The organism is Acidobacteriota bacterium (assembly GCA_018001935.1).
In the GTDB taxonomy this organism is placed as follows: domain Bacteria; phylum Acidobacteriota; class JAAYUB01; order JAAYUB01; family JAAYUB01; genus JAGNHB01.
Window position 1 is genome coordinate 120,157 of record JAGNHB010000007.1, and the last position, 21,937, is coordinate 142,093.

17 protein-coding genes are annotated in these 21,937 nt (G+C 65.7%); 8 read left to right on the forward strand and 9 right to left on the reverse strand.

Annotation, left to right across the window (positions count from 1 at the left end; genetic code table 11):
• Positions 1–18 precede the first annotated feature (18 nt).
• From KA419_04755 to KA419_04765, 3 genes are read right to left on the reverse strand one after another with little or no spacing between them, the layout of a single operon-like run.
• The gene (locus KA419_04755) at positions 19–1,236 is read right to left on the reverse strand and encodes an acetate kinase (protein ID MBP7865239.1); all 1,218 of its coding nucleotides are present in this window, start codon (positions 1,234–1,236) and stop codon (positions 19–21) included.
• 12 nt (positions 1,237–1,248) lie between these two features.
• Positions 1,249–2,124 (reverse strand): 3-hydroxybutyryl-CoA dehydrogenase, encoded by an 876-nt coding sequence (locus tag KA419_04760; GenBank protein ID MBP7865240.1) that lies wholly within the window; start codon positions 2,122–2,124, stop codon positions 1,249–1,251.
• Positions 2,125–2,164: 40 nt separating this feature from the next.
• The gene (locus tag KA419_04765) at positions 2,165–2,851 is read right to left on the reverse strand and encodes an outer membrane beta-barrel protein (GenBank protein ID MBP7865241.1); all 687 of its coding nucleotides are present in this window, start codon (positions 2,849–2,851) and stop codon (positions 2,165–2,167) included.
• A 208-nt stretch (positions 2,852–3,059) separates the two neighbouring features.
• Here KA419_04765 and KA419_04770 point away from each other — a divergent pair, with 208 nt between their 5' ends.
• Positions 3,060–3,737: a nucleotidyltransferase family protein gene (locus KA419_04770; GenBank protein MBP7865242.1), complete on the forward strand. Its 678-nt coding sequence runs from the start codon at positions 3,060–3,062 to the stop codon at positions 3,735–3,737.
• A gap of 332 nt (positions 3,738–4,069) precedes the next feature.
• Positions 4,070–6,070, forward strand: a complete 2,001-nt coding sequence (locus KA419_04775) for a methyl-accepting chemotaxis protein (protein ID MBP7865243.1) — start codon at positions 4,070–4,072, stop codon at positions 6,068–6,070.
• A gap of 2 nt (positions 6,071–6,072) precedes the next feature.
• On the opposite strand, the gene KA419_04780 is transcribed toward KA419_04775, so the two are convergent.
• From KA419_04780 to KA419_04790, 3 genes are all read right to left on the reverse strand, one after another.
• Entirely contained in the window at positions 6,073–7,329 is a 1,257-nt protein-coding gene (locus KA419_04780) for an ABC transporter permease (protein ID MBP7865244.1), read from the reverse strand.
• A gap of 85 nt (positions 7,330–7,414) precedes the next feature.
• Positions 7,415–8,077, reverse strand: a complete 663-nt coding sequence (gene grpE / locus KA419_04785; GenBank protein MBP7865245.1) for a nucleotide exchange factor GrpE — start codon at positions 8,075–8,077, stop codon at positions 7,415–7,417.
• Positions 8,078–8,093: 16 nt separating this feature from the next.
• On the reverse strand, positions 8,094–9,815 hold the full coding sequence (locus KA419_04790) for a GWxTD domain-containing protein (protein ID MBP7865246.1): 1,722 nt from the start codon (positions 9,813–9,815) through the stop codon (positions 8,094–8,096).
• A 222-nt stretch (positions 9,816–10,037) separates the two neighbouring features.
• Here KA419_04790 and KA419_04795 point away from each other — a divergent pair, with 222 nt between their 5' ends.
• From KA419_04795 to KA419_04820, 6 genes are all read left to right on the forward strand, one after another.
• The gene (locus KA419_04795; protein ID MBP7865247.1) at positions 10,038–11,306 is read left to right on the forward strand and encodes a histidine--tRNA ligase; all 1,269 of its coding nucleotides are present in this window, start codon (positions 10,038–10,040) and stop codon (positions 11,304–11,306) included.
• Between the two features lie 7 nt (positions 11,307–11,313).
• On the forward strand, positions 11,314–12,513 hold the full coding sequence (locus KA419_04800) for an alkaline phosphatase (GenBank protein ID MBP7865248.1): 1,200 nt from the start codon (positions 11,314–11,316) through the stop codon (positions 12,511–12,513).
• A gap of 35 nt (positions 12,514–12,548) precedes the next feature.
• A complete protein-coding gene (locus tag KA419_04805) occupies positions 12,549–15,797 on the forward strand; it encodes a hypothetical protein (protein MBP7865249.1) in 3,249 nt (1,082 codons plus the stop codon).
• A gap of 106 nt (positions 15,798–15,903) precedes the next feature.
• Positions 15,904–16,434 (forward strand): thioredoxin family protein, encoded by a 531-nt coding sequence (locus tag KA419_04810; protein MBP7865250.1) that lies wholly within the window; start codon positions 15,904–15,906, stop codon positions 16,432–16,434.
• Between the two features lie 96 nt (positions 16,435–16,530).
• Positions 16,531–18,024 (forward strand): efflux RND transporter periplasmic adaptor subunit, encoded by a 1,494-nt coding sequence (locus KA419_04815; GenBank protein MBP7865251.1) that lies wholly within the window; start codon positions 16,531–16,533, stop codon positions 18,022–18,024.
• Between the two features lie 20 nt (positions 18,025–18,044).
• Positions 18,045–18,719 (forward strand): ABC transporter ATP-binding protein, encoded by a 675-nt coding sequence (locus tag KA419_04820; protein MBP7865252.1) that lies wholly within the window; start codon positions 18,045–18,047, stop codon positions 18,717–18,719.
• A gap of 90 nt (positions 18,720–18,809) precedes the next feature.
• On the opposite strand, the gene galE is transcribed toward KA419_04820, so the two are convergent.
• From galE to KA419_04835, 3 genes are read right to left on the reverse strand one after another with little or no spacing between them, the layout of a single operon-like run.
• The gene (gene galE / locus KA419_04825) at positions 18,810–19,790 is read right to left on the reverse strand and encodes a UDP-glucose 4-epimerase GalE (protein MBP7865253.1); all 981 of its coding nucleotides are present in this window, start codon (positions 19,788–19,790) and stop codon (positions 18,810–18,812) included.
• Positions 19,787–20,737: an SDR family oxidoreductase gene (locus KA419_04830; protein MBP7865254.1), complete on the reverse strand. Its 951-nt coding sequence runs from the start codon at positions 20,735–20,737 to the stop codon at positions 19,787–19,789. Before KA419_04830 ends, galE begins: the two co-directional genes overlap by 4 nt.
• Positions 20,734–21,702, reverse strand: a complete 969-nt coding sequence (locus tag KA419_04835) for a TerC family protein (protein MBP7865255.1) — start codon at positions 21,700–21,702, stop codon at positions 20,734–20,736. Before KA419_04835 ends, KA419_04830 begins: the two co-directional genes overlap by 4 nt.
• Positions 21,703–21,937 lie beyond the last annotated feature (235 nt).

Consider the following 21,937-nt stretch of genomic DNA (forward strand, 5'->3'; position numbering starts at 1 on the left):
GAAACCTCCCTTGCCTTTCTATTCCGGTTTTTGCTTCCGATCGATGACCTCGACCGTGTCCATGGCGATGACGAGTTCCTCGTTGGTGGGGATCACCAGGACGGCGGTTTTCGAGTCCGGTGTCGAGATGACGGCTTCCTTGCCCCGGATGGTCTCCCCATTCTTCGCCCGGTCCAGGTGAATGCCCATGAACTCCAGGCCCGAGAGGGACTTCTCCCGGATCAGCGGGCTGTTCTCGCCCACCCCGGCGGTGAAGACCACGGCGTCCGTCCCGCCGAGGACGGCGTTGTAGGCGCCGATGTACTTCCGGATCCGGTAGCCGTAGATCTCGAGGGCGAGCGTCGCGCGGGGGTCCCCCTTCTCGTGGAGGTCCTCAAGGTCGCGCATGTCGGACGACGTCCCCGAGATCCCCAGGACGCCGCTGAACTTGTTGAGGAGGTTGTTGGCTTCCAGCAGGGAGAGCTGTTCCTGCTCCATGATGTGCAGGATGACGGCGGGGTCGATGTCCCCCGAGCGGGTCCCCATCACCAGCCCCTCCAGCGGGGTGAAGCCCATGGAGGTGTCCACCGACTTCCCGCCCCTGACGGCGGTGGCGCTGGCGCCGTTGCCGAGGTGAAGGGTGATGAGGCTGGTCTCCTCCGGTTTCCGGCCGAGCAGTTCGCAGGCCCGTCGGGAAACGTAGTAGTGGGAGGTCCCGTGAAAACCGTAGCGGCGGACGGCGTACTGCTCGTAGAGCTGGTACGGGATGGGGTAGATGAACGCGTGCTCCGGGATGGTGGAGTGAAAGGCGGTGTCGAAGACGGCCACGTTGGGGACCCCGGGAAGGATGGCCCGCGAGGCCTCGATGCCCTGGATGTTCGGGGGGTTGTGGAGCGGGGCCAGCTGGATGTTGTCCTTGAGGACCTGGATCACGGCGTCGTCGATCAGGGTGGAGTGGGTGAACTTCTCCCCCCCGTGGACCACGCGGTGCCCCACGGCCTGGATGTCCTCGACCCGCTTGAGGACGCCGGTCTCGGGGGCGCCCAGCATCCGCAGGACCACGCCGATCGCCAGCGAGTGGTCCGACAGGTCGTCCTCCCGGGAGAGTTTCGGGACGCCGGGGCGCTCCAGCTCGAACACCGCCCCGATCATCCCGATACGGTCCGCCTTGCCCCAGGCGAGGGCCGCCCCGGAAGCGGTGTCGAACAGCTTGTACTTCACGGTGGAGCTGCCGCAGTTCAGGGTCAGTACGATCATGGTCCTTCTCCCTCAGAGGTCGATCCGCCGGTACTGGCTGTCATACCGGTGGAAACCTTCCCCGCTCTTGACGCCCAGCTTCCCCTCGCGGACCATCCGCCGCAGCAGGGGGCACGCCCGGTACGTCGGGTCCCCCAGGTGCTTGAACAGCCCGTCCAGGGAGTCCAGGACCGTGTCGATCCCCATCTGGTCGGCCATGGCCAGGGGGCCGAGTGACAGGTTGAATCCCAGGTGGATGGCGTCGTCGATTTCCTTGGCGGACGCCAGACCTTCCATCAGGACGTTGGCGGCGGTGTTGATCATGGGCAGGATGATGCGGGCCGTCAGGTAGCCCGGGTACTCGAACACTTCGAAACACCGTTTCCCGAGGGTCCCGATGAGGATCTTGACGGTGCCGCAGGTCTCCTCGGAAGTCTTCTCGCCCTTGATGATCTCCACCACCACGGATTTCGACACGGGGACGAGGAAGTGGACCCCCATCATGCGCTTGGGGCGTCTCAGGTACTTCTGGAGCTCGGAGACGCTGGCGGTGGTGGTGTTCATGAGGAGGATCGTCTCGTCGGAGCAGATTTCCTCCAGTTTCAGGAACTGGTCCCGGATCTCGTCGAAGTGGCGGCCCCGGATCTCGATGACCACCTGGGCGGCCTTGAGATCGGTGAGCCGGGTGGTGGTGGCGATGCGCTTGAGGATGGCCTTCTTGTCGCCGGGGGTGATACCCCACCGGCGGATGTCCTTGTCCAGGCCCTGCGTCACCTGCTCCACGGCCTGGGCGAGCCACTTCTCGCGATCGTCGTACAGAATGACCTTCAACTTGGACTGGGCGATGGCACGGGCGGCGCCCTGTGCCACCGTCCCGCACCCGATGATGCCGATGGTCGAAATTTTCATCCGGTCCTCCCCGGGTCTCCCGCGGGAGACGCTGCGGTCCTCAGTGGATCTTGATGCCGAAGGTGAACTGGAGTTCGCCCTTGTTGCGCTTGTAGAAGGTCTCCGCGCCGGTGAAATTGTCCAGCCCCCACCAGATGTACTTGAAGTCGATCACGTACATGAAGGAGGAGGAAGGGATCTCGAAACCGCCGTTGAAGTAGAAGCCGACGTTCGTGCGGCTGTTGTAGGCGGGGACGAGGTTGTAATCCTGGGTGACGCCGGTCGTGTTGGTGGACTGGCTGTGGGCCAGGATGAAGTCGGTCTGGACGCCGGCGCCCACGTAGGGGTGGCCGTTCATCTTGTTGAAAGCCACCTTCACGCCCACCGGGAGGTCCAGGACGTGGAAGTAGACCCGGAAGTCGCCCAGGACGGGCGGCGTGTCCGTGGTGGCGAAATCCCCCTTGAAATTCAGAAATTTGTACGCGGCCGCCGTGGTGAAGTAAATGTCCTGGCCACCCCGGAAGAGGGCGATGTCGTAGAAGGCCCCGCCCAGGAACCCCAGCTTGCCGTCCACCTTCACCGCCGAGAAGGGGTTGGTGGGGCTGGAGGGGAGAGCCTCGAAACCGTTCCGCACCAGACCGAACTTGAACCCGTACTGGAACCGGGGGCCGTCGTCGTCATCCGCCAGCACGGTCCCGAACAGCATCACGGCGCACACCAGCATCAGGGGAAATCGGTGTTTTTTCATGAGAAAACTCCAGGAATAGAATCGTCAAAGCGGTATTTTGCCACACATCGGGGTCGAGATCAATCGAATATGTTTGAGGCGAGGGAGCCGGGACGGGCGTTCACCCGACCAGGACCTCGGCGCGGCGCGAGGCGGCATGCGCTTGGGGTTTCAGGAAGTGACCGCTCCCTCACGGTCGCGGCTCCGACTGCTTTTCCGGAGAGGACCCATGACCCGCACCACCTATTCCGTCATCCTGCCCGCCGCCGGTCGGTCGTCCCGCATGGGCGAGCCCAAGATGCTCCTGCGGGTCGGCGGGGTCCCGCTCCTCCGGCGGATCGTGGAAACCTTCCGGGACGGCCTGGGGAACGACGCCGAGGGCCTTCAATGGGAAATCATCGTTGTAACCGGATATTATCGTGAATCAATTGAGAAACTGCTGGAGGATCTTCCCGCCCGGCCGGTGTTCAACCCGGAACACCACCTCGACATGGCGGTCTCGCTGAAGGTCGGGTTTGCGGCTGCCGCCGTCCCTCGCGACTTCTACCTCACGTCGCCCGCGGACCACCCGGGCATCCGGTCGGCCACCGTCGCCCGACTCGTCCGGGCGTTCGACCCCGCGAACCCGGACCGCATCCTGGTCCCCTGCTGCGACGGCCGCCGGGGGCACCCTGTCCTCCTCCCCGGCGGCGCGGGGGCCCGGGTGACGGCCGCACCGCCGGGGTGGACGCTTCGCGACCTCGTGCGCGGCGGCGCCTATCCCGTCATCGAGGTGGCGGTTGACGACCCGGGCGTTTACGAGGATGTGGACACCCCCGCCGACCTGGCGGCTGCGTCCCTGGCGCCGCCCCCTCCCCCTGATGAGTCCGAAATGCGGGACTGCCCAGATCGACGCCCCCGCAAATAGTCTTTTTTGCCCGCGAATCACGCGAATGAAGGCGAATCAGAAATCAAAAACTGATAGATATTATTCGTGTTATAAATTCGCGCCTCTTCGTTTTATTCGCGGGAAATCTCCCTCTCGCGACTTTCTGCGGGGTCATCATGAATTGCAACCGCTTGCTTACGCGCGCGGCTCTGACTCTTCGCGCGCGGCTCTGACTCTTCGCGCGCGGCGCAGGCGCACGGCCCGCCGCCCCGCCCGGAAGCGGCCGGGTTCCCCCCGCCGGCTTTGCACTTGATCCGCGAAGATCGGCGGCGTACAATCCGGGTGTTCACTCCACGCCGCGGGAGAGGTGCATGAGAAGATTTCGCTTCGCCGCCACCATCAAGGGCAAGATCCTCATCTACACGGGGTCCATCGCCTTCCTCACCCTCTCCGTTCTCATTTTCCTGCAGACCGGCGACATGTACGAACGCCTGATGACCGACAGCCGCCACACCATCCAGGTCAACAACAACAAGGCGGCCGCCGAGATCGAAAAGGGGAACCAAAGCGCCGTCACGTGGCCGAAGAGCATGGCGTTCGCCCAGGTCCACGGGCTCTTCGGGAAACGGGAGGCGACCATGGGCTACGTCCGGGACGTCCTGTCCGCCAACGCCGCCTTCTTCGACGCCTACACCATCTACGAGCCCAACGCCGACGGGCAGGACCAGGCCAACGCCGGCAAGCCGGGGTCCGACGCCCGGGGACGGTTCGGGGCCGTCCTGAACAACGTCAACGGGCGCTTCGAGTGGGCCCTGCCGGTGAACATGGAGACCAGCCTGTACTACCAGGGCTGCAAGGAGAAATTCCTCTCGGGCGCGAAGGACCTGACCATGGTGACGGAGCCCTACCTCTACGAGGGGGTTCTGATGGTGGAGCAGACCTATCCCATCGTCATCGACGGCCGCTTCAAGGGTGTGACGGGCGTCGACCGGACCCTCGACTTCATCCTGGAGGACCTCCGCAAGATCAAGCCCTGCCGGAGCGCCGAGTTCTTCCTGGTCAGCCAGCGGGGGGCCGTGATCGCCGCCACGCCGGACCCCGAACTGCACACGCGGAAGATCGACGAGACGCCGTACCGGGAAATCCTGCGACGCTGCATCGACAGCCGCGCGTCCAACGGGGTGCACACCGTCAGTGACCCGTCCGACGGCGAAACCTACCTCTACACGGGCTGCCCGGTAAAGACCGGCGACTGGACCCTGGTCATGCGGGTGGCCGAGAGGGAAATCACCGAGCCGGTCCTGGCCACGCTCCGGCGTTCCCTCCTCGTCTCGGCGCTCGGCGTGCTCCTGACCTTCCTCGGCCTCTACATCATCGGGAACTCCATCGCGCGCCCCCTGAAATCCACCGTCGAGACCGCCCGGCAAATCGCCGCGGGGGACCTCACGGTCCGCCTGAACAGCGCGGCCGGCGGGGAGGTCGGGCATCTGATCGAGGCCATGCAGGGAATGACGGCCAGCCTCAACAAGGTCCTGACCCAGGTCCAGAACGCGGGCCGGCAGGTCGGGTCCGCCGCCCGCCAGATCGACGAGGCGGCGGTGACCCTTCAGGCGACGGTGGGCGAACAGGCCGCCTCCACCGGTCAGACACGGCTCGCGGTGGAAGAGATCTTCGCGACGTCGGACCGCCTGGCCCACACCATGGGCGAGGTGACCACCGTGGCCGCCGGGACGGTGGAACTGGCCGACGAAGGCGGCAAGCGGCTGGAGGCGATGGAAGCGAGGATGCGGGAACTCTCGGAGGGCGCCCTGACCATCTCCTCCCGGTTGACCGCCATCCGCACCAAGACGTCGAAGATCGGGAAAATCCTCACCGCCATCACCCGCGTCGCCGACCAGACCAACATGCTTTCCCTCAACGCCGCCATCGAGGCCGAGAAGGCCGGCGACGCCGGGCTCGGTTTCGGCGTAGTGGCCCGGGAGATCCGCCTGCTGGCCGATCAGACCGCCGAATCCGCCCAGGACATCGAGCAGATGATCACGGACATGCAGGATGCCGTGAGCGCGGGGGTCTCCGGCATGGACAACTTCGCCGCCATGGTCCGGAGCGGGATCGAGGAGGTGGAACGGCTCGGTGCGCAGATGGAGCGGATACTCGCCCAGGTCAGGGACCTGCTGCCCCGTTTCGTCACCGTGGACGAAGGGATGCAGTCGCAGTCGGAATCGGCCCGTCAGATCCGGGATCTCGTGGGGTGCCTGAGCGACGCGACCCGGCACACCGCCGGCTCGGCAGCGGGGCTGAACCAGGCGGCGACGAGCCTGCAGTCCGCCCTCCGCGACCTCGACGACGAGGTGGCGCGCTTTAAGCTCTGACCTCACTCGTAGTGAAGGCACTCGATGGGGTCGAGCCGCGAGGCCTTCACGGCGGGCCAGATGCCGAAGGTCAGCCCCACGAGGACGGAGACCCCCATCCCGAGGGCAGTCCAGAAGGTCGATATCCGGGCCGGCAGTCCGGGGACCGCCAGGTTGATCCCGAGCACCAGCAGGGCCGAGCAGGCGATCCCGGCGACCCCCCCCACGGTGGTGAGCGTCACGGCTTCTGTCACGAACTGGAGAAGGATGTCCCGTCTCCGGGCCCCCATGGCCATCCGCACCCCGATTTCCCGGGTCCGCTCCTTCACCGAGACCAGCATGATGTTCATCACCCCGATCCCCCCCACCATGAGGCCGATGGACGCCACCACGATGGTGATGACGAAGAGGACGAAGGTGAGCTGGTTCCAGAGGTCCACCAGGAAATTGGCCGTGAACATCTCGAAGTCGTTGGGCTTGCTGTGCGGGAGCTTCCGGACCTTCCGGAGCACGTACTCGGTCTCGTTCATGGCCGCCTCGAGTCGCCCGGGGTCGTCCACGGCGAAGGCGATGGTGATCTCCTTCACCTCGGGCCACTGCTTGTGAAAGGTCCCGAAGGGGACCAGGACGAAATTGTCTTCCGAAAAACCGCCGAACAGGCCTTTCTGGTGCTCCAGGACCCCGATGATGCCGAAGGGGATGCCGTTGATCCGGATCTCGCGGCCGATGGGGTCCTCGACGGGGAACAGCGACCGGGCGATGCCGTCGCCCAGGACCGCCACGCGGACGGCCCTGTCCGACTCCACCGGGGTGAAGAAGCGCCCTTCCTTGACGATGACCGTTCCCACGGCCTCCGGGAAATTTGCCTCCACGCCGCGGATGAAGGGGTTCTCGGCCCGCTGTTCCCGGTGCTTGACGATGTAACGATCGCCGAAGGCCGAGCGGGCGGCCATGAACGGGGAGACCACCTTCGTCAGGGTGAGGTGCCTGCGCAGGGCCAGGACGTCTTCGTACGTGAATTCCTTTCGCTGCCGCTCCTCCTCCATCTGGCGGCGGAAACGGGGCCCACCCACCCGGGTGGTGGCGAAATACCCCTTGCTGCCCAGCGCCGCCACGCGGTCCATCACGCTGGTGTTCAGCCCGTGGATGATGGCGGCGATGGAGATCACCGCCAGGACCCCGATGGTCACCCCCAGGACCGTGAGGAAGGAGCGAAACTTGTGGGATTTCAGCTCGCGCCAGGCCACACCCAGGATTTCTCGGAAATTGCCGATCTTCACGCTGCGGGTGTTCTCCGACAGGGCTTCCGGGCATGGGTTCGCCGGCGGGGGCGCCCGGGGTGGTCGAGGCCGTCCCGGCCGGCCTTCACTCCGGCCGGGCCAGGGCGCCCACGCAGACCCGCGCGGGCCGGACCACGAGGTCGCCGATCTTGTACCCCCGCTGCCAGACGGAGGTGATCCGCCCCACCTGGTCCGGGTCATCCACCGTCTGGACCTGGATGGCCTCGTGCAGGCGGGGGTCGAAGGTCTCCCCGGGGGTGGCGTACACGTACAACCCGAGGTTCTCCAGCTTTTTCAGGAACATGTCCGCAACGAGGGAGACGCCCGTCAGCAGGGGGCTGTCCTCGTGTTTGCCGCGGGCGGCCTCGAGGGCGAGCTCGAGGTTGTCCATGACCTCAAGGAACTCCACCAGGATGCGGTTCCGGTGTTCCTCCACGCGGCGCTCGAGTTCGCGGTCCAGGCGCTCCCGCATCCGGGACACCTCGTGGCGGTACTCCCGCTCGATCTCCCGGGCCCGTTCCTCCGTCGCGGCCAGCTTTCGTTCCATCTCCAGGATGTAGATGGATTTCAGGTCGGGTTGGTCCTCCGGGGGCGCGGGGGCCTCGGTCGAACCCGCCCCGGCCGTCTCGGGGGCCGGTTCAGGCTCCCCGCCCTCGACGGGGACCCGGCGGGCTTCGCCCCCGCCGGACTCACCGGTCGGGGTGGGGTGAACGGTCTCGTGTCTTTCCCGTTTACGTTTGTCGGTCATTCCTTCCATCCTTTCCTCAGGACTCGACTTCGAATCTTCCCAGGCGCTCGATGGAGGAACCGGAGATCTGGTCCCGGACGATGACCCGGACGAGGTACTTTCCGGATTCGAGGCGCTTGAGGGGCAGTTTCCCCGCGATGACGATCCGGTCCCCCGCGATGAACTTGAAGGTGGATCCCTGCAAGTCCTGGTAGCGCAGGAAGACGGCCCCGTCCTTCTCGAAGACGTACTCCACGTCGACCCTCGGCTCGAGCGCCTGCTGGTCGATCCCCATGTTGTAGAGCTGCAGGTAGATCCACATCGTCTCGGCCCGGGTGTACCGGCATTCGAAGTCGGGGACCACCTTGAGATCGCCGAGCACGAACTGCCCCAGGTCGTTGGCGGGGTCCGACACCTTCTGGACGTCCCGGGACAGGATCAGGGAGGAGGTCGACAGCCCCTCGCGGTCGAATCCCGGGATCTCCACCTTGATCTCGGTGTTGCCGATCTTCCCGCTGTGGGTGTCCTTGACCACCAGGCCGAGCTTGTAGGTCCCCGAGGGGAGGAGGAGGAATTTCTGGTACCGCGAGGAGGTTTTCTTCTCCTCCGGGTAGTCGTTTTCCTTGCACTCCTTCACCACGTCGTCCTCGAACTCCTGGACGAAGCGGCCGCTCAGGGTCGTGACGATGCCGTACAGGTTCACCTTCGCCCGCTTGTAGGAGAATTGCTCGTCCTTGAACTTGAGTTCGCTGTTGTGGATCTGGACGGTGATGGGGACGAGGACCTGCTGCTCGGAGATCTTGATGTAATCGGTGCGGGCCTGGAAGGGGAGGTCGTCGTAGCTGACCTGGGTGCCGACGATGGATTTCAGGTCGTTGTACTGGAGTTCCGGCGCCTGGTAAACCTTGGCCAGGGTCATGTACTTGTTGAAGGGCATGTCCTTCTCGCGGAGCTTGTGGTGCGGGTCTATCCCGGCGCCCCGCTCGCGCCGCCCCGTGACCCGGGCGAAGCGGTCCGTGAAGCCCATCATCTCGCTCTCGGTGGCGCCGGACATGGGGTCCGACAGCAGCAGGAGGTCCTTGCGGTTGGCGTCCACGGTGAGGGTGTAGAGATTCCCGCTGGTCAGGTCCACGAATTCGAGCTCGATGTCCTGCCCCACGCCGGGGATGTACCGATACTCCCAGATCTGGGTGGGGTAGAGCTTGGTCTTCCCGCCCCCCTCCCAGGACGGCCGCTCGTAGGAACTGCCGTAGGTGTAGTCTTCGATGTGGGTGGGGGGGCCGAACTTGATGTAGACCATCCCCCGGTCGGTCTTCCAGCCGGGGATCCCCGCCGAGAAGTGCTCGTTCGCGTAGGCGATGCGGCGGTAGTACTCCTCCTTGTAGGCGTTGTGGGAGGATTTCGGGTCGGGGTTGCGACGCTGCCAGAACTGCTCGATGAACTGGTCCCGCTCGTCGTCGGTGGTCAGCTTGCGGAAGATGTCCTTCTCGTCCTCGGTGATGATGTAGGGGACGTCCTCCTCCAGCCACTTCTTGTACCGCTTGGTGAGGTCCTCCTCGGGGTTCAGCTTCTTCCGGGTGTTCTTGTCCTTTCCTGCCTTCGGGGCGGGCTGTGTCGCAGGCTGGCCCCGGGGGTCCGCCGGGGTCGTGCCGGTCGCTTCCGGGGTCTTCCTCGCCTCGTCCTGGGCAGGGGCCCACCCGGGCCCCGGGCAGGCGAGCATCGTCAGGAGGAAACCGGCCATGGTCAGGTATTTGTTCATTCGCATCCTCTCGTTCGGGGCCCGGTCGGGCGTTCACGCCGGCGGGCGTCCGGAACGGTCATTATACCAGAGATGACGGCACATTCAACCCCCCGTCGGCGGGTCCGGGGCGGTGGCCGCTCGCCGTTCGCCGGCCCAAAGCCTTGTCTTTTGCGTCGTCCCGGCATACAATGCGGCTTCGGGAGCCGACGCCGCTCCCCCATGCCAACCCGGGAGGCCGCCGTGATCACATGCATCAAGGGAACGCGAGACATCCTGCCTGCCGAGATCCCGCTCTGGCATTTCGTGGAAGAAACCTGCACCCGCGCCTTCCACCGGTACGGTTTCGAGGAGATCCGGCTCCCCATCATCGAGGTCACGGAACTCTTCGCCCGCGGGATCGGTGACGCCACCGACATCGTCGAGAAAGAGATGTACACCTTCGAGGACCGCAACGGCCTGTCCATCACCCTCCGCCCCGAGGGGACCGCCTCCGTGGCCCGAGCCTACATCCAGCACCGCATGGACCGGGAGGCCCACCTTCACAAGCTCTACTACCTGGGCCCGATGTTCCGGTACGAGCGCCCGCAGAAAGGGCGCTACCGGCAGTTCTACCAGATCGGGGCGGAGGTCCTGGGCTCCCGGAGCCCGGCGGTGGAAGCCGAAACCCTGGACATGCTCGACCACATCCTTCAGGAATTGGGAATTCCCGACACCCGCATCTGGGTCAACTCCATCGGCTGCCCGGACTGCCGGCCCGGCTTCCTCGAGCGGCTGAAAGCGGAGGCGTCGAGGGTCGCCGGCAGCCTCTGCGAGGACTGTCGCCGCCGCATCGACACCAACCCGCTCCGCGTCCTCGACTGCAAGGTCCCCGCGTGCCAGGAGCCGGTCGACGGCCTCCCCCGCATCGGGGATTTCCTCTGCGAGGGCTGCCGGGAACACCACGTCCGGTTCAAGGCGCACCTCGACGCCCTGGGGCTGGGGTACACCGAGAACCCCCGGATGGTCCGCGGCCTCGACTACTATGTCCGCACCACCTTCGAGATCACCTGCGGGAGCCTGGGGGCGCAGAATTCCCTTCTCGGCGGGGGCCGCTACGACAACCTGGTGGAACAGCTCGACGGCCCTCCCACCCACGGCTTCGGCTTCGCCCTCGGCCTGGACCGCTTCGTCCTCTCCCTGCCGGAGGCGCTCAAGGGGGAACTCGCCCGCCGCCCCGCGGTCTACCTGGCGCCCCTGGGGGATTCGGCCTTCGAGCAGGCCCTGAAGCTGTCGGCGGGCTTGCGCCGTCAGGGCTTCACCGTCGCCCTGGACTTCGAACCGCGCAGCCTCAAGAGCCACATGCGCCTTTCCGACCGCCTGGGGGCCGCCTTTGCCGCCATCCTCGGGGAGAACGAACTCGCCCGGGGGGTCGTCGCCCTCAAGCGCATGTCGGACGGGACCCAGTCGGAAGTGGCGTGGGACGCCCTCGCGGACGCCCTTCGCGCCGCAGATCCCCATTCTCAGCTGTGAGGTGAACATGAGCCGTCTTCCTCGAAACGACGACCGGGGCCCCGGGGCTCTGCGCGTCACCCTCCCCTGCCTGCTGGTCGCCCTGGCCCTGGCCGTCTCTTTCGCCGGCGCTGCGGAACGGAAGAACTTCATCTTCATGGTCGGTGACGGGATGGGGTTCGATGCCGTGGCCCACGCGCACTTCCATCGCTTCGGCATGCACCCGGCGGACGAGGACCATCGCCTGACCTTCGAGAAGTGGAAGGTGACGGGGTATCTCTACACCCAAGCCGGCTCCAGCCTCGTGACGGACTCCGCCGCCGCCGCCAGCGCGCTCTACACCGGCAAGAAACACCGGCGGGGCGCCCTCTGCGTCGACGACCGGAACGTCCCCATCCCTTCCCTGTTCGAACTGGCGCACCGGGCGGGTTACAGTGTCGGCGTCGTGACGTCCGTGCCCATCACCGACGCCACCCCTGCCGCCACCTTCGCCCACGTGCCCCACCGCGAGGAGTTCCCCGACATCTACCGCCAGCTCCTCGCCTCGCGGTACGAGGTCTTCCTCGGGGCCGGGGCGAACGGCGACATGCAGTATCTGCCGAAAGATTTCGAGAAGCTCGCCCAGGAGGCGGGCTACCACCTCGCCCGGGACGCCGGCGATCTGAAACGGGCCGCAAAGCTCCCCCTGCTCGGCGTCTTCGGCGACGTGACCCTCCCTTACGAGTACGACCGCCTGGCAAACCCCTCGGACGCGCCCCGACTGGCGGACCTGGTCGAAAAAGCCCTCCAGTTGCTCGAATCGGACACGGACGGGTTCGTCCTCCTCGTCGAGGGGGGCGCCATCGACTGGGCGGCCCACGCCGGGAACCTGAAGCGGGAAATCCACGAGGTGCTGGGCTTTGAAGCCGCGGTGAAGGTGGTGGAGAAGTGGGTGGAAAAGAACAGTTCGTGGGACGAGACCCTCGTGGTGGTCACCGCGGACCACGAGACCGGGGAGCTGACGGTCCGCAATCCCGAAGACTCCGCCCAGGTGGAATTTCGGCGGGAGACCAGCCGGATCCGCCCGGGCGAGTACTCGGGCGCGTCCTACGGGTCCTCGGAGCACTCCGCGGGGGTCGTGCCCCTGTACGCGAGGGGACGCAACAGCGGGTCCTTCGCCGGTGTCCACGACAACACCGGGCTCTTCGGCTTCATCTGCGACCTGCTGGGCCTCCAGACGGAAAAGTGATTGAAAATCCGCTGCAGATCGGGTATGCTTTAGGCATGTTACGTCGAAGGCCGGGATCGCATCGATACTCTCGTATCCCCCGTGAAACTCGACGGTTCGCCGCCATTCTGCGGGGCGCCCTGCTCGCCCTCCTCTTCTGCGGGCCCGCCCTCGCCCTGGATCCCGGCAAGCGGATCACCCAGTACCTCATCGACGACTGGTCCACGAAGGAGGGGCTCCCCCACAACTCGGTGCTCTCCATCACGCAGACCGACGAGGGGTACCTCTGGTTCGGGACCTACGAGGGGCTGGTCCGCTTCGACGGGGTCGCCTTCTCCCTCTTTTCCAAGGCCAACACGCCGGAAATGAAGAACAACGGCATCATGGCGCTCTACACCGACAAGGCCGGGAACCTCTGGGTCGGCACGCCGAACGGCCTGCTCCGCTACCGGGACGGCAAGTTTTCCCTCTTCACCGAGGAGAACGGGTTGACCAGCCAGTTCATCCTGTCCATCTTCGAGGATCGCCAGGGATATCTCTGGATCGGCACCACGCGGGGGATGAACCGCTTCTCAGGGGTCCAGTTCCAGCAGTTCGGCGAGCGGGAGGGGTTCTACAGCGGGCACGTCTCCAGCTTCTGCGAAACGGCCGACGGTGTGCTGTGGATCGGGACCAACGGCGGCGGCCTCTACCGGATGGACCGGGGCAAGTTCCGGGTTTTCACGTCGCGGGACGGCCTGCCGTCCGACTCCATTCACGGCCTGGCCCTCGACATGTCGGACCGTTTGTGGGTGGGGACCCCCCAGGGCCTCACCATCCTGGAGGACGGGAGCCGTTTCAACCCGATCTCCTCTCCGGGGTTGCCGAGCAACTTCATCCGCACGGTTTACCGCGACCGTTACGGCGTCATGTGGATCGGCACCGACGACGGCGGGCTGAGCTGCTGGAAGAACGGCGAATTCTCCTTCATCGATTCGCGGCGCGGCCTGGCGGACGACTCCATCCGGGCCCTCCTGGAGGATCGGGAGGGCAGCCTCTGGGTCGGGAGTTACAACAACGGCATCAACCGCCTCAAGGACAGCCGTTTTTCCGTTTACGGCTCCCGCAACGGCCTCCCCGTCGACCTGGTCCGAAGCGTCTTCGCCGACGGGGGCGGGGGGGTCTGGATCGGGACCATGGGCGGGGGCGTCGTCCACATGGAAAACGAGGTTTTCCGGACCTACGGAAAGGCGGAGGGCCTGCCCAACAACCGGATCGTCTCCATCGCCGAGGCGCCGGACGGGACGTTCTGGTTCGGCACCTACGGCGGCGGCCTGGTCCACTTCGCCAAGGGGACCCTCACCACGTACTCCCGGAAGAACGGGCTCTCCAACGACATCGTCCGCTGCATCCTGGTGGAACCCGACGGAACGGTCTGGGCCGGCACCAACGGCGGGGGGATCAACATCCTCAAGAACGGGAAGATCACCGTCCTCAACGAGAAAACCGGGCTGTCCGACGATTTCATCTACACCATCGTCCGCGACCATCTCGGGGACCTCTGGGTCGGCGCCTACAACGGGACCCTGATGCACTTCCACAAGGGCCGGATCACCACCTACGGCGAGAAGCAGGGCCTGGCCCACAACGCCATCTGGGCAATCTACCCCGACCCCCAGGGCACCCTGTGGCTGGGCACCAACGAGGGGGGGCTCAAGCGGTTCCACAAGGGCCGTTTCCAGACCTTCTCCTGGAAGGACGGGCTGATGTCCGACCAGATCTTCCAGGTCCTGGAGGACTCCCGCGGCCGGATCTGGATGAACTCCAACCGAGGGATCTTCTTCGTGTCCAAGCGGGACCTGATCGACTACGCGGAGGGCCGTCTCATCAAGCTGCAGTGCACCACCTACGAGACCGCCGACGGGACGGTCGCCCTGACCTGCGGCGGGCCCGCCCAACCGGCCGGCTACCGGGGCCTCGACGGCCGGCTCTGGTTCCCGACGCTGCACGGCGTGGTGGTCATCGACCCCGAGAACACCCGGACCAATCCCATCCCCCCCCCCGTCCGGATCGAGAGCCTGATGGCCCGGGGGACGATTTACCCGGTCTCCGCTCCCCTGACCCTCGACCCGGGGACCGAAAAAATCGACATCCACTTCACCGCGCTCAGTTTCCTGGTCCCCCAGAACGTCCGGTTCAAGTACAAGCTCGAAGGCTTCGACCACGACTGGAGCGAGGAGGTCTCCGCCCGTTCGGCCGCGTACACCAACCTGCCGCCGGGGAAGTACGTGTTCCGGGTCATCGCCTGCAACAACGACGGGCTGTGGAACCCCCAGGCCGCCACCCTCGAACTCACCATCCGCCCCTTCTTCCACCAGACCGGGTGGTTCGTGCTGCTGTGCACCGCCGGGGTCACCCTCCTCGCCATCTGCGCCCACCGGTTCCGGCTCGTCCGCCTCCGCCGTCGCCAGAAGGAACTGGAGGCCATGGTGGAGCGCCGCACCACCGACCTGATCCACCTCAACCGGGAGCTGGTCGAGGTGAACCAGATGAAGGGCGAACTCCTCAACATCGCCGCGCACGACCTGAAGAACCCCCTCCAGGCCATCCTGGGCTACTCCGAACTGATCCGGGAGAAGATCCCCCAGGACCCGGTGAGCCAGCGTTACATCAACATGATCTACCAGGCCTCGAAGTCGATGGTCAGCCTGATCAACGACCTCCTGGTCACCTCCAAGATCGAGTCCGGGAAGCTCATTCTCAACGTCACCCGCCAGGATGTCTCCGAACTGGCCCGTATCTGCGTGGAGCGCCAGGAGGAGCAGGCCCACAGGAAGCGTCAGCGCATCACCTTCGAGGCCGGTCCCGACTCCTTCGCCGAGTGCGATGCCGAGCGCACCCGGGAGATCATCGACAACCTCCTCAGCAACGCCGTCAAGTACTCCCCCAAGGGGGCGAGCATCCTCGTGGAGGTTTCGATCGACGAGAACACCGGCAAGCTCAGGGTGGCCGTGAAGGACGAGGGGCCCGGCCTCTCGGAGGAGGACCTCAAGCGCCTCTTCGGGAAGTTCCAGCGCCTCTCCGCGCAGCCGACCGGGGGCGAGCCTTCCACCGGCCTCGGCCTTTCCATCTCGAAATGCCTCGCGGAGATGCAGAACGGCCAGATCCTGGTGGAAAGTGTCCCCGGCCACGGGGCAACCTTCATCCTCGAACTCCCGCGGGGTGAGTCGACCCGCCCGATCCTGCCCGGCAAGCCGGACCGGCCGCCCGGCGGGGACCTGCTTCCCCCCGTCGACGATCCCTCCGAAACGCTTCCCGTCGCCTGAAAACCGCGACGCCCCGGCCCTTGCCCACCTCCCCCCGCATCTGGTAACATGCGGCTTCGTCCGGTCCCTCGCCGGCGCCGCACCGCCCAAGATTCAGGAGGTCCCCGTGATGCACGTTCTCCGCTTCGCACGCCCCGTCGCCCTGGCCCTTCTCACCGGTCTCGCCGGGGCATCCCTCTGCGCCCAGTCGGCGGCGCCCCCCCCGCGGCCGCCCATCTACGACCCCCAGGCCGACGTGAAAGCCCTGATGGACGCCGCCCTGCGAACGGCCAAAGCCGAGGACCGCCGTGTCCTCCTGATGTTCGGCGCCAACTGGTGCCCGTGGTGCCACAAGCTCCACGCCCTGTTCCGGGAGGACGGGCCGGTCTCCGCTTACCTGAAAAAGCACTTCGTGCTGGTGATGGTGGACGTGGGGGAGACCCGGGAGAAGCTCCTGAACCGGGACTTCGTGAACCGGTTCGGGATCCGGGACTACGGGCTCCCCTCCCTGGTGGTCCTGGACGGCGACGGCCGGACCCTCTGCACCCAGTCCACCGGGGTGCTGGAGAAAGACGGCGCCCACGACCCCGAAAAGGTCCTCCGTTTCCTGTCCGTGCAGGTCGCCGCCGCCCTGCCGGAGGCCTCTCCGCCGAAGTAGACGGGAGCCGCGCGGCGGGGCCGCACCCGCCCTTGCATGAAACTTTTTCCGGCCCGCCTCCGTATTGGTCATTTGATCATCGATGCCGGAGGTTTCATGGCCAACAAGAAGAAGAAACGCTGGGTCTGGCTGACCGTGACGGGCAGCATCGTGTTCCTGGTCCTGCTGATGATGGTGATGTCCGCGCTTCGGGGGAACCAGGGCCCGCAGGTCGAGGTGGACACCGTGAAGGTCGAGGCGGAGCTGGTGGCCAAGGTGACCGCTTCGGGCGAGATCAAGCCCAAGCAGTACGTCAACCTCCAGTCGGAGATCCCCGGGGTCATCACCGCGCTGTACGTCAGCGAGGGGGCGACGGTCAACAAGAACGACGTCCTGATGAAGATCGACCCCATCCAGACGGAAGCGGAGACCCGGGCCGCCCGGTTCCAGAAGGAAGCGTCCGAGCAGGAAGCGTCCCAGACCGAAAAACAGATCGAGGAAGCCAGGCTCAACGTCGCCATCACCCAGGCGAACATGAAGAGCGCCGAGGCCGACCTGGCCCAGGCGGAAGCGAACCTCAACCGCGAGAAGCTCACTTTCGACCGGAAGAAGACCCTCTACCACGAAAAACTGATCTCCGAGGACGAGTACAACGTGGCCGAGGCCCTTCTGCGCGTCGCCCAGAGCCGCGTCGATTCCGCCAAGGCCCAGATCGACCAGCTCAGGACGCGCATCGAGGTGTCCAACCTGAGCATCCAGCAGATGCGGAACGGCCACAAGGCCGCGCTCAAGCGGGTGGACCTCTACCAGGCCCAACTGGTCAAGGCCGAGGATTTGCTCAACAAGACCATCCTCCTCTCCCCTCTCACGGGCGTCATCACCAAGCTGAACGTGGAGAAGGGCGAGCGGGCCGTCCCCGGGAACTTGAACAACCCCGCGGCCACCCTCATGACCATCGCGGACCTCTCCATCATCGAGGCGGAAGTCAAGGTGGACGAGACGGACATCATCCACGTGACCGTCGGGCAACCGGCGGACGTGAAGGTCGACGCCCTTCCCGACCAGGTGCTCAAGGGCCACGTGACCGAGATCGGGAACAGCGCCATCACCGCCGGCCAGACCATCGGCGGGGGCACCGAGGCGAAGGACTTCAAGGTCGTCGTCCAGCTGGACAACCCGCCGCCCAATCTCCGGCCGGGTCTCTCCACCACCGTGGAGATCACCACGGGGACCAAGAAGGGCGTCCCCGCCGTCCCGCTCCAGGCGCTGGTCAGCCGGGAAGTCGAACTGGACGCCCAGGGGAACGTGATCCACAAGAAACCGGAGGAGGAGAAACCCCGGGAGGAGGGTCAGCCGAAGGCCCCCAAGGAGAACCTGAAGGAGAAACAGGGTGTCTTCCTGGTCAAGGGCGACACCGTGGTCTTCACCCCCGTGACCACCGGGATCACCGGGGCCTCCAAGATCGAGATCACCGGCGGGGTCAAGCCCGGGGACGAGATCGTGGTGGGCACCTTCAAGACGCTCCGGACGCTCAAGGACGGCGAAAAGGTCACCAAGAAGAAAGCCGGCGAAGGGCCGGGGGCCGACAAGGCGCCCGGCCGGGAGGAGTAGCCATGGGCGAACGGGACGTCGTGATCCGGACCCAGAAGATCTGGAAAACCTACCAGATGGGTTCCGTGGAGATCCACGCTCTCCAGGGGGTGGATTTCGAGGTGTGCCGGAACGAGTACGTGGCCATCATGGGGCCCTCGGGCTCGGGGAAGTCCACCCTGATGAACCTGATCGGCTGCCTGGACACCCCCACCCAGGGCGACTACTTCATCAACGGGCAGCTGGTGTCCCAGATGGACGACAACGAGTTGGCGGCCATCCGGAACAAGGAGATCGGCTTCGTCTTCCAGACCTTCAACCTGCTGGCCCGTTCCACCGCCCTGCAGAACGTGGAACTTCCCCTGATCTACAGCGGGATTCCCTCCCGGGAGCGCCGCCGGATGGCCGAGAAGGCCCTCGAGGGCGTGGACCTGACCAACCGGATGACCCACAAGCCCAACGAACTCTCCGGCGGCCAGCGCCAGCGCGTCGCCATCGCCCGGGCCCTGGTGAACGCCCCCTCCATCCTCCTGGCGGACGAACCCACGGGCAACCTCGACTCCAGGACCGGCGACGAGATCCTGGCCCTGTTCAAGGAGCTGCACCGCCGCGGCAACACCATCGTCATGGTCACCCACGAGAAGGACGTGGCCATGCACGCCCAGCGCGTCATCCACCTCCGTGACGGGAAGATCGAGCGCGAGGAGATGAACTAACCCATGTCTTCACCCGAATGCCTCTCCAGTCTTCCCTCCGGATTAGTGCGGATCAGTGAGATTAGTGGTTAGTGTCCCTTGAATCAGTGGTCAGAAAGCCGGGGCGAGGTGCCAGCGCCAGGCGGTCTCGAGGATCGTCTCGATGGAGGAGTGCCGGCACTCCCAACCCAGGAGCGAGCGGGCCTTCTCGCCGGACGCCACCAGGCTCGGCGGGTCGCCGGGGCGGCGGGGGCCGGTCACCCGCTTGACGGGACGTCCCGCGATGGATTCCAGTTTCCCCACCATCTCCTTGACGGAAAAGCCGGACCCTGTCCCCAGGTTCACGGCGAGGCTGCGGTCCTCGGCGGCCAGCCAGTCCATGGCCCGCAAGTGGGCGTCGGCCAGGTCGAGGATGTGGATGTAGTCCCGGATGCAGGTACCGTCGGGCGTGGGGTAGTCGTCGCCGTAGACCGTGAGGGTGAAGGCGTCGTCCAGGGCCGCCCGGGCCATGAGGGGGATCAGGTGGGTCTCCGGGGCGTGGCTCTCCCCGAGGGTGCCGTCGGGGTGTGCCCCCGCGGCGTTGAAGTATCGCAAGGCGGCGTACCGGATGCCGTACGCCGCGTCGTAACGCCGCAGGATCCGCTCGATGAAGAACTTGGACTCACCGTAGGGGTTCACGGGGTCCTGGGGGTGCTCCTCGGGCATGGGGACCTGCACGGGGTCGCCGTAGGTGGCCGCCGACGACGAGAAGATGATGTTCCGGCACCCCTCGTCCACCATGCAGCCCAGGAGGTTCAGGGCGACGCCCAGGTTGTCCTCGAAGTACTTCCGGGGGTTGACCACCGACTCCCCCACGTAGCAGTGGGAGGCGAAGTGGATCACCGCCTCGGGCTGGAACACCCGGAAGGCCTCCCGGACCGGTTCCCGTTTCCGAAGGTCGATTCCCATCAGGGGAATGTCGGCCGGAATAGCCTCCCGGTGGCCCGTGGAGAGGTTGTCCGCCACGGCCACGTCGTGCCCCGCCTCCACGAGAAGGCGCACGGTGTGGCTCCCGATGTACCCCGCCCCGCCCGATACCAGCACCCGGCTCATCGCGTCCCCTCCTCGCTCAGAAGCTTGTCGAAGTAACGAACGGTGGGCTCCAGGCCCTCGGCCAGGGGAACGGCGGGTTCCCACCCGAGTCTCGCCCGGGCCAGGCCGATGTCCGGGCGTCGCCGCACGGGGTCGTCCTGCGGCAGGGGGTGGAACTCCAGCGTGGACGCCGTCCCCGTCATTGCCCGGATCCGCTCCGCCAGTTCCCGGATGGTGAACTCGCCGGGGTTGCCCAGGTTGACGGGCCCGGTGAAGTCCCCCTCGAGGTCCATCATGCGGATCAGGCCCTCCACGAGGTCGTCCACGTAGCAGAAGGAGCGGGTCTGGCTCCCGTCGCCGTAGAGGGTCATGGGCTCCCCTCGAAGGGCCTGGACGATGAGGTTGCTCACCACGCGGCCGTCGTCTGGGTTCATGCGGGGGCCGTACGTGTTGAAGATGCGGACGATCCGCACGTCCACCCCGTTCTGGCGGTGGTAGTCCATGGAGAGGGTCTCGGCCACCCGCTTCCCCTCGTCGTAGCAGCTCCGGATCCCGATGGGGTTGACGTTGCCCCAGTAGGATTCCACCTGGGGGTGGACGGCCGGGTCGCCGTAAACCTCGCTGGTGGAAGCCTGCAGAAAGCGGGCCTTCACGCGCTTGGCCAGGCCCAGCATGTGGATGGTGCCCATGACGTTGGTCTTCACGGTCTTGACCGGGTTGAACTGGTAGTGCACCGGCGAGGCGGGGCACGCCAGGTTGTAGACCTGGTCCACCTCCAGAAGGATCGGCTCGACGATGTCGTGCCGGACCAGTTCGAAGGTCCGGTCGCCCAGGAGGTGGGCGATGTTGCGCTTTCGGCCGGTGAAGAAGTTGTCGAGGCAGACCACCTCGTCGCCGCGCTGGAGGAGCCGTTCGCACAGGTGGGAGCCGATGAAGCCCGCTCCGCCCGTCACGAGGATGCGTTTCATGTTGTTTTCGCCTTTTTCTGCCGGGATTTACGAGGCTTCGCCTCAGACTCGCCCTTCGCTTTCGGCCAGATCATGGAGGCCAGCACCGAGGCGGCCAGGATGGCGCCCACGGTGATCAGTGCGGCCTCGATGGGGATCTTGTAGGGCTCGGGGAGCATCATCTTCACGCCCACGAAGGTCAGGATGACGGCCAACCCGTAGTGGAGGTAGTGGAAGATCTCCATGATCCCCGCCAGGGCGAAGAAGAGGGCGCGGAGGCCCAGGATGGCGAAGACGTTGGACGAGTAGACGATGAAGGGGTCCGTGGAGATGGCCAGCACCGCGGGGATGGAGTCCACGGCGAAGATGATGTCGGTGGTCTCCACCACCATCAGGACGATGAAGAGGGGCGTGGCCCACCACTTCCCCTCCCGGGTCACGAAAAACCGCCCCCCCACGTAGTCGGGGGTGACCCGGAGGAGCTTGCGGCAGAACCGGATCACCAGGTTCTTCTCGGGGTGGATCTCCGTGTCCCGGTGCACCGCCATCTTGATCCCCGTCAGCACCAGGAAGCCGCCGAAGACGTAGATGACCCAGTGGAAGTTCTGGATGATGGCCACGCCCGCCCAGATGAAGACCGCCCGCATGACGAGCGCCGAGAGGATCCCCCAGAAGAGCACCTCGTGCTGGTAGCGGGGCTCCACCTTGAAGTACGAGAAGATCAGGAGGAAGACGAAGAGATTGTCCACGCTCAGCGACTTCTCGATGAGGTAGCCCGCCAGGAACTCCATGGCCTTGACGCGCCCGAGTTCGTAGGCCACGCCCGCCATGAACAGCAGGGCCACGGCGATCCAGATGGCGGTCCAGATCAGGGATTCCTTGAGCATCACCGCGTGGGGTTTCCGGTGGGAGACGAAAAGGTCGATGGCCAGCATCCCCAGCACCACCACCGTGAAGACAATCCACATGATCGTTTCGTGACTCATCGCTTCCTCTCTCCGGACCCGCAGCCGACCTCCCGGTGGGGACAGGTGTGCGCCGAAAGATGTACGTTAACCGATGTGAGGCCATAAGTCAAGGCCGGGTGCAGGGCTACAGCGGTTTCGCATCATGAGGACAAGCAGGGCCAAAAGGGGCGCGGTGAGAGGTTTTGAAGCGTTTCAGAGACAGCCGGCATTCTTGTGCGAGGGGGGTGATAGAGCAAAAGCGGCGGTAAAGTGG

Excerpts from the sequence above, each read along its gene's own strand:
- KA419_04755 (MBP7865239.1), bottom strand. The coding sequence starts at position 1,236 with ATGATCGTACTGACCCTGAACTGCGGCAGCTCCACCGTGAAGTACAAG.
- KA419_04760 (MBP7865240.1), bottom strand. The coding sequence starts at position 2,124 with ATGAAAATTTCGACCATCGGCATCATCGGGTGCGGGACGGTGGCACAG.
- KA419_04765 (MBP7865241.1), bottom strand. The coding sequence starts at position 2,851 with ATGAAAAAACACCGATTTCCCCTGATGCTGGTGTGCGCCGTGATGCTG.
- KA419_04770 (MBP7865242.1), top strand. The coding sequence starts at position 3,060 with ATGACCCGCACCACCTATTCCGTCATCCTGCCCGCCGCCGGTCGGTCG.
- KA419_04775 (MBP7865243.1), top strand. The coding sequence starts at position 4,070 with ATGAGAAGATTTCGCTTCGCCGCCACCATCAAGGGCAAGATCCTCATC.
- grpE (MBP7865245.1), bottom strand. The coding sequence starts at position 8,077 with ATGACCGACAAACGTAAACGGGAAAGACACGAGACCGTTCACCCCACC.
- KA419_04790 (MBP7865246.1), bottom strand. The coding sequence starts at position 9,815 with ATGAACAAATACCTGACCATGGCCGGTTTCCTCCTGACGATGCTCGCC.
- KA419_04800 (MBP7865248.1), top strand. The coding sequence starts at position 11,314 with ATGAGCCGTCTTCCTCGAAACGACGACCGGGGCCCCGGGGCTCTGCGC.
- KA419_04805 (MBP7865249.1), top strand. The coding sequence starts at position 12,549 with ATGTTACGTCGAAGGCCGGGATCGCATCGATACTCTCGTATCCCCCGT.
- KA419_04815 (MBP7865251.1), top strand. The coding sequence starts at position 16,531 with ATGGCCAACAAGAAGAAGAAACGCTGGGTCTGGCTGACCGTGACGGGC.
- galE (MBP7865253.1), bottom strand. The coding sequence starts at position 19,790 with ATGAGCCGGGTGCTGGTATCGGGCGGGGCGGGGTACATCGGGAGCCAC.
- KA419_04830 (MBP7865254.1), bottom strand. The coding sequence starts at position 20,737 with ATGAAACGCATCCTCGTGACGGGCGGAGCGGGCTTCATCGGCTCCCAC.
- KA419_04835 (MBP7865255.1), bottom strand. The coding sequence starts at position 21,702 with ATGAGTCACGAAACGATCATGTGGATTGTCTTCACGGTGGTGGTGCTG.